The sequence below is a fragment of the Mesorhizobium sp. M0037 genome, from assembly GCF_040323635.1.
Lineage (GTDB): Bacteria > Pseudomonadota > Alphaproteobacteria > Rhizobiales > Rhizobiaceae > Mesorhizobium.
Map to the genome: position 1 here is coordinate 97,065 of NZ_JAMYVB010000001.1, position 14,719 is coordinate 111,783.

22 protein-coding genes are annotated in these 14,719 nt (G+C 62.9%); 12 read left to right on the forward strand and 10 right to left on the reverse strand.

The genetic code is table 11. The features are described 5' to 3' along the window. Window positions 1-70: 70 nt before the first annotated feature. Window positions 71-757 (forward strand): TetR/AcrR family transcriptional regulator, encoded by a 687-nt coding sequence (locus NKJ78_RS00510; protein ID WP_023739201.1) that lies wholly within the window; start codon window positions 71-73, stop codon window positions 755-757. 18 nt (window positions 758-775) lie between these two features. On the opposite strand, the gene NKJ78_RS00515 is transcribed toward NKJ78_RS00510, so the two are convergent. Next, complete coding sequence (locus NKJ78_RS00515; RefSeq protein ID WP_023739202.1) at window positions 776-1,369, reverse strand: hypothetical protein; 594 nt, start codon at window positions 1,367-1,369, stop codon at window positions 776-778. 131 nt (window positions 1,370-1,500) lie between these two features. Between NKJ78_RS00515 and NKJ78_RS00520 the strand changes: the two genes are divergently transcribed. After that, window positions 1,501-2,625 (forward strand): metallophosphoesterase, encoded by a 1,125-nt coding sequence (locus tag NKJ78_RS00520; protein ID WP_352562287.1) that lies wholly within the window; start codon window positions 1,501-1,503, stop codon window positions 2,623-2,625. A 50-nt stretch (window positions 2,626-2,675) separates the two neighbouring features. On the opposite strand, the gene NKJ78_RS00525 is transcribed toward NKJ78_RS00520, so the two are convergent. Further along, entirely contained in the window at window positions 2,676-2,855 is a 180-nt protein-coding gene (locus NKJ78_RS00525; RefSeq protein WP_352460571.1) for a CsbD family protein, read from the reverse strand. A 172-nt stretch (window positions 2,856-3,027) separates the two neighbouring features. On the opposite strand from NKJ78_RS00525, the gene NKJ78_RS00530 reads away from it, so the two are divergent. The 8 genes from NKJ78_RS00530 (at window position 3,028) to NKJ78_RS00565 (ending at window position 6,873) form a co-directional block, all read left to right on the forward strand. Next, window positions 3,028-3,681: a glutathione S-transferase family protein gene (locus NKJ78_RS00530; RefSeq protein WP_023689914.1), complete on the forward strand. Its 654-nt coding sequence runs from the start codon at window positions 3,028-3,030 to the stop codon at window positions 3,679-3,681. Between the two features lie 29 nt (window positions 3,682-3,710). After that, complete coding sequence (locus NKJ78_RS00535) at window positions 3,711-4,040, forward strand: YciI family protein (protein ID WP_352562288.1); 330 nt, start codon at window positions 3,711-3,713, stop codon at window positions 4,038-4,040. A 466-nt stretch (window positions 4,041-4,506) separates the two neighbouring features. Continuing rightward, window positions 4,507-4,716 (forward strand): cold-shock protein, encoded by a 210-nt coding sequence (locus NKJ78_RS00540; RefSeq protein ID WP_023671502.1) that lies wholly within the window; start codon window positions 4,507-4,509, stop codon window positions 4,714-4,716. 293 nt (window positions 4,717-5,009) lie between these two features. Continuing rightward, window positions 5,010-5,234 (forward strand): hypothetical protein, encoded by a 225-nt coding sequence (locus NKJ78_RS00545; protein WP_023712741.1) that lies wholly within the window; start codon window positions 5,010-5,012, stop codon window positions 5,232-5,234. Beyond that, window positions 5,234-5,641, forward strand: coding sequence for a hypothetical protein (locus tag NKJ78_RS00550; protein WP_023671504.1), 408 nt, complete (start codon window positions 5,234-5,236; stop codon window positions 5,639-5,641). Before NKJ78_RS00545 ends, NKJ78_RS00550 begins: the two co-directional genes overlap by 1 nt. A 1-nt stretch (window position 5,642) precedes the next feature. Then, window positions 5,643-5,807 (forward strand): hypothetical protein, encoded by a 165-nt coding sequence (locus tag NKJ78_RS00555; RefSeq protein ID WP_352460573.1) that lies wholly within the window; start codon window positions 5,643-5,645, stop codon window positions 5,805-5,807. 4 nt (window positions 5,808-5,811) lie between these two features. Next, window positions 5,812-6,192, forward strand: coding sequence for a YkgJ family cysteine cluster protein (locus tag NKJ78_RS00560; RefSeq protein ID WP_023715196.1), 381 nt, complete (start codon window positions 5,812-5,814; stop codon window positions 6,190-6,192). Window positions 6,193-6,261: 69 nt separating this feature from the next. Next, entirely contained in the window at window positions 6,262-6,873 is a 612-nt protein-coding gene (locus tag NKJ78_RS00565; RefSeq protein WP_023689918.1) for a LysE family translocator, read from the forward strand. 57 nt (window positions 6,874-6,930) lie between these two features. On the opposite strand, the gene NKJ78_RS00570 is transcribed toward NKJ78_RS00565, so the two are convergent. The 4 genes from NKJ78_RS00570 to NKJ78_RS00585 are packed head-to-tail and all read right to left on the reverse strand — an operon-like array spanning window position 6,931 to window position 9,287. Beyond that, window positions 6,931-7,335, reverse strand: a complete 405-nt coding sequence (locus NKJ78_RS00570; RefSeq protein ID WP_352460574.1) for a helix-turn-helix transcriptional regulator — start codon at window positions 7,333-7,335, stop codon at window positions 6,931-6,933. Window positions 7,336-7,381: 46 nt separating this feature from the next. Continuing rightward, a complete protein-coding gene (locus tag NKJ78_RS00575; protein ID WP_023735849.1) occupies window positions 7,382-7,768 on the reverse strand; it encodes a nuclear transport factor 2 family protein in 387 nt (128 codons plus the stop codon). A gap of 17 nt (window positions 7,769-7,785) precedes the next feature. Further along, a complete protein-coding gene (locus NKJ78_RS00580) occupies window positions 7,786-8,235 on the reverse strand; it encodes an OsmC family peroxiredoxin (protein ID WP_023705715.1) in 450 nt (149 codons plus the stop codon). 41 nt (window positions 8,236-8,276) lie between these two features. Further along, complete coding sequence (locus NKJ78_RS00585; protein ID WP_352460576.1) at window positions 8,277-9,287, reverse strand: zinc-dependent alcohol dehydrogenase family protein; 1,011 nt, start codon at window positions 9,285-9,287, stop codon at window positions 8,277-8,279. Between the two features lie 102 nt (window positions 9,288-9,389). Here NKJ78_RS00585 and NKJ78_RS00590 point away from each other — a divergent pair, with 102 nt between their 5' ends. Then, window positions 9,390-9,998: a TetR/AcrR family transcriptional regulator gene (locus tag NKJ78_RS00590; RefSeq protein WP_352562289.1), complete on the forward strand. Its 609-nt coding sequence runs from the start codon at window positions 9,390-9,392 to the stop codon at window positions 9,996-9,998. Window positions 9,999-10,069: 71 nt separating this feature from the next. Here NKJ78_RS00590 and groL read toward each other — a convergent pair whose 3' ends face one another. The 3 genes from groL to NKJ78_RS00605 all read right to left on the reverse strand — a co-directional run bounded on the left by groL (window position 10,070) and on the right by NKJ78_RS00605 (window position 13,068). Then, window positions 10,070-11,725: a chaperonin GroEL gene (groL, locus tag NKJ78_RS00595; protein ID WP_023709705.1), complete on the reverse strand. Its 1,656-nt coding sequence runs from the start codon at window positions 11,723-11,725 to the stop codon at window positions 10,070-10,072. A 63-nt stretch (window positions 11,726-11,788) separates the two neighbouring features. Continuing rightward, complete coding sequence (groES, locus tag NKJ78_RS00600) at window positions 11,789-12,085, reverse strand: co-chaperone GroES (RefSeq protein WP_006203049.1); 297 nt, start codon at window positions 12,083-12,085, stop codon at window positions 11,789-11,791. 185 nt (window positions 12,086-12,270) lie between these two features. Beyond that, entirely contained in the window at window positions 12,271-13,068 is a 798-nt protein-coding gene (locus tag NKJ78_RS00605; RefSeq protein WP_352460577.1) for a class I SAM-dependent methyltransferase, read from the reverse strand. Between the two features lie 82 nt (window positions 13,069-13,150). On the opposite strand from NKJ78_RS00605, the gene NKJ78_RS00610 reads away from it, so the two are divergent. Further along, window positions 13,151-14,020: a hypothetical protein gene (locus NKJ78_RS00610; RefSeq protein WP_023689545.1), complete on the forward strand. Its 870-nt coding sequence runs from the start codon at window positions 13,151-13,153 to the stop codon at window positions 14,018-14,020. Here the strand turns inward: NKJ78_RS00610 and NKJ78_RS00615 are convergent. Continuing rightward, complete coding sequence (locus NKJ78_RS00615; protein ID WP_352460578.1) at window positions 14,017-14,643, reverse strand: TetR/AcrR family transcriptional regulator; 627 nt, start codon at window positions 14,641-14,643, stop codon at window positions 14,017-14,019. The genes NKJ78_RS00610 and NKJ78_RS00615 overlap by 4 nt on opposite strands. Between the last annotated feature and the right edge of the window lie 76 nt (window positions 14,644-14,719).

Consider the following 14,719-nt stretch of genomic DNA (forward strand, 5'->3'; position numbering starts at 1 on the left):
AAACAGGATGATCATCCGGTTTATAAAACAGACCGGTTGTCCTGTTTTGTCAATCTGCTATCGTTGGCAAATGTCAGCAGAGATTGCTCGGGCTCCGAAAGGGCCGCCGCGAAAACGCACCAACGATCCCGAAGGGCTGCGCAACAAGGTGCTCGATGTCGCCGAAGCGTCGTTCCAGGCGCGTGGCTATCATGCATCCGCCCTTGGCGAGCTGATGACGACCGCAGGCGTCAGCGGCGGCGCGCTGCATCATCATTTCCCGACGAAGAAGGCGCTCGCTCTGGCGGTGATCGAGGAGCGCGTGGCAGCGGCCCTCGATGAAACCTGGATCAACCCTGTACGGGCGGCAGGCTCGGCGCGCGAAGGCGTGCGCGCGGTGTTCGAGGCGGTGGCGACCGAGCTTGAGCAGCAAGGCTTCGTGCGCGGCTGTCCGCTTAACAATCTGGCGCATGAACTGTCGCTCGCTGACCCGGATTTCCGCGCCGCTCTGGACGATATCTTTGCCGGATGGCGTCAGGCGGTTGCCGACAAGGTGCGAGCCGACCAGCAGTCGGGGAGGGAGCAGGGCACCGACCCCGAGCGCTTTGCGGCACTCGCCATCGCCGCCTATTCCGGCGCCATGTCGATGGCCAAGGCGGCACAGGATGCCAGCGTGCTGCGCGATTGCCTGGCCGAACTTCAGGGCAGCTCAAAGCCGCCAATCCCGAGCAGAGCGAAGCGGCGTCGCAGGATCCTGCTGCGGCCGGGAGAACCTTGAGGCCGGAACTGCGCTGTTCTAGTTGGAAAGCGGCTTGATCGTGTCGTAACCGTTCACCGATTCCGCGCTGGTCCCTTCGTCGTAGCGCCGGGCGAGAGACGCTTGCAGATCGGGCGCATAAAGCGCGGTAAATGTGTCCAGCGTCTCGCCGGCGCCGTTCTTGAAGGTCTCCGTGACCGCCAGCACGTTGTATTTGCAGCCGCCGACGTTAAACGTCTCCTTGCCCTTGACGACCAGGCTCAGTGTCTTGGTGCTCTTCGGCTGCTTGTTCGGTGACAACTCGACGAATTCGATCGTGCTCTTGGCTCCCGTCTTCAGCGGAAACAGTTTTCGCAGATCGGAAAACGGAATCGTCGCCACCCGTCCGGTATCGCTGTCGCGAAACACTTCGACCAGGCCGGCAAACAGGAACTGTGTCTGCGGCGATTGCGATTCGTAGTTGTTGGCGACGGACACCATGCCGCCGGCCACCGGCCGAAACTCGCTGCGGACGCCAGGCATTTCCAGAACGAAGCCGGCCTTGGCCGATTTTGCGTCGACACAATCGGCGGCATGCACCGCAGCCGCCGGCAGCAACCCAGCCAGCACCACGCCTATCGAAACGGCTCTCATGAAATCCTCCCCTCTGCTTGTATTTGCTGCGCGCCAGCATGACCCAAGAAATGCCAGAGCCTCAGTGCCGTGTCGACCTGCCATTCTTGGCAACTGGACGGTGGGGCGCCGGCTGTGCTGAATTTCAGGTCATGAATCGCAAGCTCGTCCTCTCCCGTCGCAATTTCCTCGCACAGGCAGCCGGCCTTGCCATGGCTGGCATGCTGCCGCGCGCCGCGCTTGGCCAGACCGGCAAGCGCATCCAGCCCATCGACGCCACCTTTCTGTTCATCGCCGATGTCCATGCCTGCCGCATGTCGAGCGGCCTCAGCCCCAACTGCCTGGAGGAAGGCAAGACCGATGCCGCGCTGTTGCGCAATGTCGCTGTCCTCAATGGCTTGGCCGGCCGGCAATGGCCAGTCGAGATCGATGGCGTTGCAACCCGCCTGCGTTCGGCCGGCAGCCGCATCGATGCGCCGCTCGGCCTCGTTGTCGGCGGCGACATCACCGACGATGGCGGCGGCCAGATCACCGAGCCCAGCGAAGGCACGCAACTGTTGCAGTTCAGCCAGCGCTATCAACAGGGCGTCGGTCCCGATCGCGTGCACATGCCGGTCTATGTCGGCCTCGGCAATCACGATCTCGACCAGAACGGCTCGCCGCCGCACGTCGACTGGTACCGGCGCGAATTGCGCGACTATGTCGAGGTCAACCACCGCCCCGGCGTGTTCTTCAAGCCCCCGGTGCCGGCCACCGAATACGATGTCGACACCGACTGCTATTCCTGGGACTGGGGCGGCCTGCATCTCGTCCAGACCCACCGGTTTGCCGGCGACACCGGCCACGGCGCGGTGAGCAGCCTGCCGTGGCTGAAGCAGGATCTGGCGACCTACGCGGCGGATGGCCGTCCCGTCATCCTGTTCCAGCACTATGGCTGGGACACTTTCTCGGTCGAGCGCTGGGACCCGGCCAAGCGCACCTATGACGATGACGGCGCAGGCGCGCCGCATTGGTGGAGCGAGGCCGACCGCCAGGCGCTGCTGGCGGCGCTGAAGGGCTACAATGTCATCGCCATCTTCCATGGCCATCAGCACGAAGTGCCGATGATCTACAAAAGCGATGGCCTCGACCTGTTCAAGCCGAAGGCCGCCTATATGGGCGGCTTCGCGCTGGTGAGGGTAACCGGGGACAGCATGGACGTAGTGCTGGGCGAGGCGGCCGGCGACCACGGCGAGGTCAAGTTCACCAGCGCCTTCAGCAAGAGCGTCAGCCTCTGACAAGAAAAAGGCGGCCTTGAGCCGCCTTCCTCATTGCCTGCGAGATCGGGTCAGAGCGCCTTTTTGATCTTGTCCTTCACGTCGCCATAGACCTTCTGCACCTTGCCGGCGGTCTTGTCTGCAGTGCCTTCGGCCTGAGTCTGCCTGTTGCCGGTCGCCTTGCCGCCGGCCTCCTTGACCGAGCCCTTGGCCTGCTTGGCCACGCCGGCAACCTGATCCTTGTTCACCATCTTTACATCTCCTAGGATTTCTGGGGATTCCTTCGCAGGAGGCAAACGGGCCGGCTTGGCTTAGGTTCCCTGGGCGGCCGATCATCGTCGCATCTGGTCGCTTATAGGTCGCCGAAACGCTTTGCCGCGTCGTATCGTGTGACTAGTGTGACGAAATTTTGGGGAGACCGCCTTGGCTGAATTTACGCTCATCATCGCCAACAAGTGCTTTTCGTCCTGGTCGCTGAGGCCATGGGTGGCGATGAAGCATCTGGATATCCCGTTCGAGGAAGGTTTCGTGCGCCTGCGCACGCCCGAAACCTTTGCCGCTCTGGCGAAAGTCTCGCCCACCGGCCTTGTGCCAGTGTTGAATCACAATGGCAGGATTGTCTGGGAAACCCTTGCCATCCTTGAATATCTCGCCGACCTGTTTCCGGAGAAAAAGCTTTGGCCTCAGGATATCGGCGCCCGAGCGCTGGCCCGCTCGGTGGCGACCGAGATGCATTCCGGCTTTCGCGAGGTGCGCTATGGCTGGCCGATGAATTTGCGCCGGCCGAAGGGCCACAAGCCGCTCGACGCCGAAGGCGAAATGCAGCGCGCGCGCATCGAAACGATCTGGCGCCAGTGCCGGGAACAATACGGCAAGGGCGGCCCCTTCCTGTTCGGTCATTTCACCGCGGCCGATGCCATGTATGCACCTGTCGTCACCCGCTTCGACACCTATGGCGGCAAGCTCGCGCCCGACACGCGCGCCTACGTCGACGCCGTGTTGGCAACGCCGGCGATGCGGCACTGGTATGCGGAAGCAGCGAAGGAGACTTGGCCGGAACCCGGCCCGGACGAATAGGACCACTAATGACATACGGTGAGTGACCGATGGCCAGCAATGATGGACCGCGTGAGACTACCGCGCCAACAATCTTCCACTGCCGGCTGATCCCGCCTCGGCCGGACTTCGCCTTCACCCTGACGGAGGAGGAGAGGGAGTTGATGGGCCGGCATGCCGACTATCTGCGCGGCAAGCTTGCCGAGGGCACCATGATCCTGGCCGGGCCGGTCGCCGACCCGGCCGACCCTTGGGGTCTGCTGATCCTGCGTGTCAGCAGCGAAGCCGAGGCAAGAGCGGTCACCGACGGCGATCCGGTGTCGAGCTCCGGCCGCGGTTTCCGCTACGAGATCCTGCCGCTGATCAGCGCGATCCTGTAGGCCGCCGGCGTGAGTTTAAGGAAAAGTGTGAAACGGTTTTCCCTTGGGAATTGCGTCAGACAAGGGCACATACAAGAACGCCTCTCGCACCGTTTAATGTGCGGGAGGCGTTCTTTTGCCAGCATTACCGAGATTGTTCTCTGAATTGCTGACACCACGGAAATGCGCCGGCTTGCCGATTGGTTCCGGGGCGTTGAATATTTTGGAACGCCTTGAGCTCCGCCACCTCGTCAGTTGAGGCTTATGCCTCAGGCATCCTCAGGTTGAATTTTGGCTCCGGCCAAACCAGAAATTGACTCGGCGCTAAAAGAAGTCTATAAGAAACATGTCGATATTTGTTTGACCGACTTTTGTTATCCGCGCATGATGCGCGCCTTTGACGAACTTCCCCATCAAAAATCGAGACAAAACGCTGTTGTGCAGTCGCACGATGGTGAACGAATATTTGCCAGGGAAAGGGTTCTTCATGGCCACCGGCACAGTGAAATGGTTCAACGCCACCAAAGGTTTTGGTTTTATTCAGCCTGACGACGGCTCCGCCGACGTTTTTGTCCACATCTCGGCCGTAGAGCGCGCCGGCATGCGTGACATCGTCGAGGGCCAGAAGCTCGGCTACGAGATGACCCGCGACAACAAGTCGGGCAAGATGTCCGCCGACCAGTTGAAGGCGGCCTGATAAGGAATTCGGCCTTCCGGTGACCACGGATGTACTGGCACCGATGAAAGGCTGAAAGGAGCGCCTTGCGCATCCAACTGGATGCGCGGCGCTTTCATGGAAGGTCAGGCGGTGCCTGGCCTTTTTCATTTTATGCGTCATGCCGCTAAAAGTGCGCCGCACGCCGGCCGGAACGTGCTAAGGGACGATCCAGCAATCTGAACCGCCCATATTGCCCCGATGCCGTATCGCATTGGTCGTGACCGAAGCCCGGTCTCGCTCTATCGGCACCAGGCTCCCGACAGGAGAAAGTTTTGACCACTCAATCCAAGACCGCCGAACAGGCCGGCTCGCTGTTCAGCAAGACGCAAACCCAGTCGATGTCACTCAACCGCATCCTGTCCGAGCGTGATGCCGTCAGCGAGGCGCGCGAAGCCAAGACCGCGCGCTTGCGCGAACTGCGCAAGGAAAAGGAAGCCGACGACATGGCAGCGGCCGCAGCCCTTGCGGCGCTGCCGAAGCGGGCAGGCAAACGCTGATGGCCACCAAGCGCGTACCGCCGACGCCGATCGATGCCGATGCGACCATAGCGTCCATGGTCCCGGGCCTGGACAAGCCGGTCGAATATGTCCGCCGTGTGCTGGAAAAGCTCGAGCGCTGCAAGCGCGCGCATGGCGATGCCCAGGTGCGCGTCGGCGTGCGCGGCCGTGCCGAAGCCCCGAACTATCTGGTCGAATATGTCCGCGAGGACAAAAAGACCCAGGAGCGCGTGACCTACCAGGATGCCGCCTATAGCGGCAGCACGCATCGCGAATTGGCGGCGCACCACATTGCCGAGGCGAGGAACTGGTCGCCCGAGGAAATGAACATCACAGCGGTCTCGGCGCTGATCGGCCGCTTGCGCAATCCGCGCGCACCATCATCCCGCTTTTCCGACGAGGACTGACATGGCCATAAAGTTTTCCACCAAGGACCAGCCGGCAGCGCCGGCTGCTGCCACTGCAAAGCAGGCCAATCCCGCTGCCGCGCCGAAGGCCGCCGAACCGTCGGCGACCGATCTGTTCGAGGCGCCAGCCGCCACGCCCAAGGGCAAGGCAGGCAAGAAGAAATAGCGCCTTGCCGCACCAAGCCGATCGCAATCTCGCAGCGCCTGGGCTGGTCGCGTTGGCCGCCAGGGATATCCGGTCGTCAAAACAGGACGACCAGCCGGTTTTCGATTGCCAGAGCTGCGGCGCCTGCTGCTCCTACTCGGCCGAATGGCCGCGCTTCTCGACCGAGGACGATGCGCAACTTGACCGGATTCCGGAAAAGTTCGTGTCCGCCGACCTGTCCGGCATGCGCTGCGAGGGCGTGCGCTGTTCGGCGCTTACGGGCGAGATCGGCAAGCACACGGCCTGCGGCATCTACGAGATCCGCCCGGACGTCTGCCACGCCTGCATGCCTGGCGGCGACGATTGCCTGATGGCGCGCAAGGCGCACGGGATGCCAACGATCTAGCCGACGCCCACCTTGCCTCATCCCACATCCCCCGATAGCTTCGACCACGGGCAGGGCGTTGGAGGAACCATGAGCATCGAATTCCTGTTGACGTCGCTGATCGTCGTGGCTTCGCCCGGCACCGGCGTTCTCTACACGCTGAGCGCCGGCCTTTCGCGCGGGGCGCGCGCCTCGATCACTGCTGCATTCGGCTGCACGCTTGGCATCATCCCGCATATGGCCGCCGCCATTACCGGCCTGGCGGCGCTGCTGCACACCAGTGCTGTCGCCTTCGAGACGCTGAAATATCTCGGCGTCGCCTATCTCCTCTACATGGCCTGGAACACGCTGAAGGAGAAGGGCGGCCTGAGCGTCGATGAAAACGCGGCACCCCGCTCGGCAGCCAAGGTCATCACCTCCGGCATCCTGATCAACATCCTTAACCCGAAGCTGTCGATCTTCTTCTTTGCCTTCCTGCCGCAATTCGTCAGCACGACCGAACCGAACGCATTTGCCAAGATGCTGGAGCTCTCGAGCGTCTTCATGCTGCTGACCTTCGTCGTCTTCGTCGCTTACGGCATCTTTGCCGCCTCGATCCGGAGCCATGTCGTGTCGCGGCCGATGGTGCTGACCTGGATGCGCCGCACCTTCGCCGGCGCCTTTGTCATGCTCGGCGCCAAGCTGGCGCTGGCTGATCGATAGAACAGGAGCTGCCAGGCCTCGGCCTACTCTTCGTCGTTCCGGATCCGGTCCGGATGCCTAGACGCAGGCCGAGGGCGGAAGGCCGATCATCTTCTTGAAGGCGCGGCTGAACGCTGCCTCGGATTCGTATCCGATTTCAGCGGCGATGCTGGCCATGTTGCTGGAGCCGGCGCTGAGCAGCTCCGAGGCGATCTGCATGCGCCATTTGGCGAGATAATGCATTGGCGGCATGCCGACCAGCCTGGTGAAGCGTTCGGCGAGCACGCTGCGCGACAGCGCGGAGTCCTTCGCCAGCGCCTCCACCGTCCAGTTATGCGCCGGCCGGTCGTGGATCAGCGCCAGTGCCCTCGCCAGGTGCGGATCGCGCAGGCCAGCCAGCCATCCCGTGGTTTGTGGCGGCAGCGATTCCAAGTAACGGCGCAACACGTCGACAAACATCAGTTCGCTCAGTTTGGTGAGCACCGTTTCACTGCCTGCGCGCTTTTGCGCCACCTCCGTGACAACGCTTCTATCCCTTGACGTAACCCATCGCCTCGACGATCAGCCCGTCCGCGACACGCATCAGGTTGACGCCGCGGATGGAGTTGCCGTCGGCCATGAAGTAGCGCCAGCGGATCGTCGCCCGTTCACCGGCGACGAAGGTTTCCTCGAGGTCGAAGCGCGTGCCGGGCTGGGTGGCGATCGCCGACCATAGGTCAATGCATGCCTCTTTGCCGGCATGGCGGGCGCCGTCCGGCGCCGGCACGGTGTTTTCGATAACGCAATCCTGCGCCACCAACTCGGCAAGCGCGGACGGATCGTGCAACTGGAACACATCGTTGAAGCGACGCATGATCTCGGCCGTCTGGCTAGAGTGGTCGCCCGGATGAATGCTCGTGATGCTGTCCTGGCTCATCTCATATCTCCTGGTTTTCATTGTTCCGTGGCAGTGGTGGCGGCCAGCTCGGCCTTGAGGGTGATGGTTGTAACGCCGGCCAAAGCGCGAGAGACAAGGCAGGTCGTCTTCGCCGTCTCCGCCATACGCTGGAATTCGGCAGGCTGAAGGCCGGGAATCTCTGCTTCCGTTTCGAGCTCGATGCGGGTGATCGTCGGCCCGGCCGCGGTCGCGCCGAGATGCACCTTGGCGACGGTGCGGATGGTGCGGGCGACGTGGCCTTCCTGGCCGAGGATGAAGGTCAGCGCCATCGAGAAGCAGCCGGCATGTGCTGCCCCGATCAGCTCTTCGGGATTGGTGCCCGGACCGTTCTCGAACCGCGACGGAAAGGAATAGGCGCCTTCGAAGACGCCGCTGCCAAGCCGCAGACGGCCGCCGCCTTCCTTCAGCGTGCCTTGCCATTCTGCGGAAGCTTCACGGATGGTCATGGTCGTTCTCCTGGTTCGGGGTTGAAAAGCGGGCAATTGGGTCAGGCGCAGTCGATGACAACCTTCCCGAACACGTCGCCCTGCTGGAAGTGGCGGTACGCTTCGGGGGCTTCGGCAAAGGGGAAGACCCTGTCGATAACGGGCTTGAGGCGATGCTGCGACACGGCGCGCAGCATGGCTTCGAGATTGCTGCGGCTGCCGACGAACAGGCGGCTGATGGTGGCGAGGCTGCGCTGATAAAGCGCTGCCGGCATCTCGATCGATCTGCCACTGGCGTCCTGCAGCGTCAGCAGCACGATGTGTCCATAAAGCGTGCTGGCAATCAGCGACTGCGCGAAGGTGGCCGGGCCGCCGGTTTCGACGACGAGGTCGATGCCGCCTGTCTGCTCGCGCGCCCAGCCGCCCCATTCCGGTATGTCGGTGCTGGAGACAACGAGGTCGGCGCCCAGCGCCCGCAGCCTGTCGGCCTTCTCCGCGCGCGATGTGATGGCGACAACCCGGCAGCCGAGCAACTTGGCGAACTGCAGAGCAAACAGCGAAACGCCACCCGAACCGATGGTGAGAACCCATTGACCAGGCTTCGGTATCCGGGTCCCCGTCACCGCGTTCCAGGCCGTCACGCCGGCGCAGGTCAGCGTCGCCGCTTCGTGCCAGCTCAGATGATCGGGCAGTCGCGCCGCCCATTGTTCGTCGAGCATGGCAAACTCAGTCAGCATGCCGTCCAGCGTACAGCCGAGCTGGTCGATCAGACCGGCATTGATGCGGCCATCGATCCAGCGGGCGAAGTAGCTGCCTGTGACGCGGTCGCCGACGGCAAAACGGGTGACGGCATCGCCGATTGCGACGACGTCACCGGCGCCGTCGCTCAGCGGCACGATGCCTTGCCGCGGCGGCAACGGATAGGTGCCGCCAAGGATCATCGTGTCGCGCCGATTGAGCGAGGCGGCGCGGACTCGCAGCACGATCTCATGCGGTTTCGGTTCCGTCCGCGCCTCGTCGCGCATGGCCAAGGATTCGGTTCCACCAAACCCTTCAAGACGGTAGCTGCGCATGTCACTCTCCTAAATAATATATAGACTGATCTACATATTATATAGACCGATTGTCATATTCATGGCAAGGCCTATAATGCGTCACTGCTGACAGAGGTTGACATGGCCAACGACACCCGCACCCGCATACTCGAGACCACAGGCCTGTTGCTCAGGCAGCGCGGCTATCACGGCACCTCGCTCAACGACATTCTGGGCGCCAGCGGGGCGCCGCGCGGCTCGCTCTATTTTCATTTCCCAGGCGGCAAGGACCAACTGGTCATCGAGGTGACGCGCAACAGCGTTGCCGACGTCACGAAAAGGCTGGGCGAAGCGCTGGCAGCCGAGAGCGATCCTGCAGTGGCCGTCCATCACATCTACCAGTCGGTCGGGCGCATGCTGGAGGACAATGATTTTTCGCTGGGTTGCCCCATCGCGCCGGTGGTGCTGGATTCACCCACCGATGTGCCGGAACTGGCGGAACTCTGCCGATCGGCTTTCGAGCAATGGATCGGCTTGCTGCGACAGGCCTTTGTCAGGGCAGGAGTGCCCGAACGCCGGGCGCATGCCCTGGCACTGCTGGTCGAATCCTCGCTGGAAGGGCTGATGGTGATTGCGAGGGCCACCCGCGGTCGTGGCCCGGTGCTGGTGGTGGCCGACGAGGTGGCGGCGCTTGTCGAGCAGGCGGTGCTTGCAGGCAAGGTTGCGCGGCAGGCGGACAGCGCCGCCTAACCATCCGCTTTCCAAAACAAAAAGGGCGCCTCTCGGCGCCCTTTCCGTATGCATAAGCCGGATAGCTTGGATTAGAAATCCATGCCGCCCATGCCGCCCATGCCGCCGCCGCCCATGCCGCCAGGCATGCCGCCGCCGGCCGACTCCTTCTTGGGAGCCTCCGCGATCATGGCTTCGGTGGTGACGAGCAGGCCGGCGACCGAGGCCGCGTCCTGGAGAGCGGTGCGAACGACCTTGACCGGGTCGACGATGCCCATGGCGATCATGTCGCCATACTCGCCGGTCTGGGCGTTGTAGCCGTAGGTCGCGCCCTTGTTGTCGAGGATCTTGCCGGCAACGATCGAAGCTTCAGCACCTGCGTTCGAAGCGATCTGACGGGCCGGAGCCTGCAGTGCACGACGTACGATGTTGATGCCGGCAGCCTGGTCGGCATTGACGCCGGTGACCTTGATGTTGGCCGAAGCGCGCAGCAGTGCGACGCCGCCGCCTGCAACGATGCCTTCTTCCACGGCCGCGCGGGTCGCGTTGAGGGCGTCATCGACGCGGTCCTTCTTTTCCTTGACTTCGACTTCCGTCGCGCCGCCGACACGGATCACCGCAACGCCGCCCGCCAGCTTGGCGAGACGTTCCTGCAGCTTCTCCTTGTCGTAGTCCGACGTGGTCTCTTCGATCTGCTGCTTGATCTGGGCAACGCGGCCCTGGATCTCGGCCTTCTTGCCGGCGCCGTCGACGATGGTGGTGTTCTCCTTGGAGATCGACACCTTCTTGGCGCGGCCGAGCATGTTGAGGCCGACGTTCTCGAGCTTGATGCCGAGGTCTTCCGAGATGACCTGGCCACCGGTGAGGATGGCGATGTCTTCCAGCATGGCCTTGCGGCGATCACCGAAGCCCGGCGCCTTGACGGCGGCGATCTTAAGGCCGCCACGCAGCTTGTTGACGACCAGCGTGGCCAGAGCCTCGCCTTCGACGTCTTCCGAGATGATGAGCAGCGGCTTGGAGGTCTGCACGACGGCTTCGAGAACCGGCAGCATGGCCTGGAGGTTGGAGAGCTTCTTCTCGTGCAGGAGGATGTAGACGTCCTCGAGCTCGGCAACCATCTTGTCGGCGTTGGTGACGAAGTAGGGCGAGAGATAGCCGCGGTCGAACTGCATGCCTTCGACGACTTCCAGCTCGGTCTCGGCGGTCTTGGCTTCTTCAACCGTGATGACCCCTTCATTGCCGACCTTCTGCATCGCTTCGGCGATCATGGCGCCGACCGACTCGTCGCCATTGGCCGAGATCGTGCCGACCTGGGCAACTTCCTCGGAGGTCTTGATCTTCTTGGCAGCCTTGCCGAGAGCCGCGACGACTTCGGTCACGGCCAGGTCGATGCCGCGCTTCAGGTCCATCGGGTTCATGCCGGCGGCAACCGCCTTGTGGCCTTCCTGGACGATCGACTGCGCGAGGACGGTCGCGGTCGTGGTGCCGTCGCCGGCGATGTCGTTGGTCTTCGAAGCAACTTCGCGGACCATCTGCGCGCCCATGTTCTCGAACTTGTCTTCAAGCTCGATTTCCTTCGCGACGGTGACGCCATCCTTGGTGATGCGCGGTGCGCCGAACGACTTGTCGATGACGACGTTGCGGCCCTTGGGGCCGAGCGTGACCTTCACCGCGTCGGCGAGGATGTTGACGCCGCGCAGCATGCGCTCGCGGGCGTCGCGGGAGAATTTTACGTCTTTAGCAGCCATTTTTTAGCTCCTGGCAGGGGGCTTGCGATCAAGCCCGAAATTAGTTGACGGTGAGGCCGATAATCAGCCGATGATGCCCATAATGTCGGATTCCTTCATGATCAGAAGGTCTTCGCCATTGAGCTTGACTTCGGTGCCCGACCACTTGCCGAACAGGATGCGGTCGCCGGCCTTGACGTCCAGCGGGACCAGCTTGCCGGCTTCGTCACGAGCGCCGGAGCCGACAGCGATGATCTCGCCTTCCTGCGGCTTTTCCTTTGCCGTATCCGGGATGATGATCCCGCCGGCGGTCTTGGATTCGGATTCGACCCGGCGTACGACCACGCGGTCATGAAGCGGGCGGAACTTCGACTTTGCCATTTTTTCTTCCTCGAATGAGAACGGTGAGAGCTGTTCCTCGATCCGGCGGTGCCGGATGTGCGTTAGCACTCACCTGGGGAGAGTGCTAACGTCGCGCTGAAATAAGCTCGTGGCTTTCGAGAGTCAAGGCGAACGGTGAGCACAATTGTGCCAATTGGAGCCGTGCCGCGATCCGACGGCAGACCCTACCGGCGCCGCGGCGATTTAAGCACCAGAAGCGGACAGCGTTCAGCCAGCCCATAGGTCCCTGTCGGCGCGAGGCGGACACTGTCAAAAAACCGGCTCGCCTCTTCGACCAGCGTCGCCGCCGGGGCGAAACTGTAGACAGTCTGCGAATTCGCATAGACATCGATGGTGCCGATGACCGGCATCTCCCATCCGGTCGTCGCGGCAAGGGCCTCCCGGTCGGCAAACAGCGCATCGAAGGCGTCGAGGATCGCCCGCACCGGAATGGCGCGGTCGGGATCGCCGCCGGCACAAGCCATGGCAATGCGCCATTTGAGTTCGTGGAAGGTCGCGACACCACCGGACAGCGTCAGCGCCCGGACCTCCTGCAGATCCTCCGGCACCTGAGGGCTTGCATAGGCGCGCAATGCAGCCCGCCCATCGGACTTCAGCACACGCGCGATCTCGGCAAGCAGCGCCTGCCGTGCAACCGAGGAGTCCAGCGCCGACAGGCAGCCGTCGCCGATCACCGCCCCGGCGCTTTCGTCGCCCAGCGGCAACTCCAGCCAGTTGCCGATCACCGCCTTGCGTGAGGCGGTATCGCCCGGCCAGATGCCCGATATCATGGCAGTGGACTCGTCGATCGCGAGCATGGTCCTTCCGAGGCCGGCAAGCTCCGGCGTGACCCCGAGCAGCACCACATCGACTGATTGCAGGCTAAGTTCGCGCTCATAGGCGGCGACAGCTTCCGGGGGCGGACACAGCGGCGACCCGAGAAGCCGCCAATGACGGCGAATTGCGTCCCAATGCTCAGTCATGCGGAACGGTTTGGGGAAAGGCTGGACATATTTCCTTCCAGGCTGTTGGTTGCCTTGCGAGTTACCTCATGCAGGAAAGGCCATGGCCCGCATTGCCGTCATAACGCATGAATTTGACCGCTTCCAGAGCCGGCGGGGCCTCCTGCTGCGCCAGGACAGCCCCTACATGCTGTTCGACGTCCTGGCGGAGCTGAAACGGCGCGGTCACTCCGTGCAGATCATGCGTGGACCCTCGGCAAGTCATAACGCCGATATTGCCGTCCTGCATGTCGACGCGACAGTGACGCCATCGGACTATGTCGACTACGCGCGCGGATTTCCGATTTGTCTCAATCTTGGTGCAACCGACATTTCCAAGCGCCGCATCAGCGGTGCTATCCTCGAGGAGGGTGCCAACTGGAGCGGCCAGGTCATCGTCAAGAGCAACCTCAATCATTGGGGGACGCCCGAGGAGCAGCTCAACCGAAAATCCGTTCGCGCCGGCAAGGCAGTGCCTTTCCCGGGCGCGCAGACCTTCGACCGTTATCAGGTGCATGCCTCGCTGGCCGATGTGGCGCCGGAGATTTTCAGGCGTGCCGACCTAATCGTGGAAAAATTCATTCCCGAAATCGAGCCCGACGGGTTTGCGGCGCGGTTCTGGATATTCTGCGGCGATCGGGAGCGCTGCACCCGCTATGTCTCGCCGCAGCGCCTGGTCAAGGGCGACGACACCATCCGCCGGGAGCCGGTTGCGGTTCCCGACGAATTGCGCGCCTTGCGTCGGAAGCTGGGCTTCGACTATGGCAAATTCGACTTTGTCGTGCATGAGGGCAGGGCCGTGCTGCTCGATGCCAACAAGACCCCGGGTCGCGCCAGAAACCTGTCGAAGATCGTTGCCGCCGGCACCGCCAACCTGGCCGACGGCTTCGAAAACCTCATCCACCAGACCGGACGGGGTCGAATCGGGCGCTAGAGAAACAGTCCCAACTGCGTATGGATGATCGACCGGTAGTCCTCGATGGTGTGGCGGCTTTCCTCCTGGTCCTGGGTCAGCGCCATGCGCACGACGCCGCCGGCCAGCTGGAAGATCAGGAAAACCATACGGCCGAACTCATTGCGTCGCTCTGGCGCGAGAAAGGGGCCGACATGGTCGCAGAACATCGTCGCCTGGCGCCGGGTTTCGGCGATGTCGAGATTCTTCAGCGCCTTGTCAGCCTGGATGGCGTTTTGCAGGTCCTGAATGGCGGGGTCGCCGGCGACGCGCTCATAGTAGTCGTCGAGCAGCCGGTCGGCCGCAGCGATAACGTCGCTCAGCCCGCCGACGTCGGCAACGATCGCGGCAAGCCGGGCGCGGCTCACTTCGGAGAATCGCTCGTAGAGCATCGCCAGGATCGCCGACTTGTTGGGGAAGTAATGATAGACGGTGGCGATCGGCCCGCCGGCCTGTGCGCCGACTTCCTTCATGGTGACGGCGTCGATGCCTTTCTCGCCGATCAGCCGCATGGTCGTCGACAGGATGGCGTCGATGCGCTCGCGGCTGCGCTCCTGTTTGGGCCTGCGCCTCGGTTCGGTCGTCATCTGCACTGCTTCGTTCATGCCGCCATCCTCTCGATCGCCCAGACCATTCGATCGCCAAGACCATCCCCAGCCTTGTTGGTGCCAAGTCCCGCTA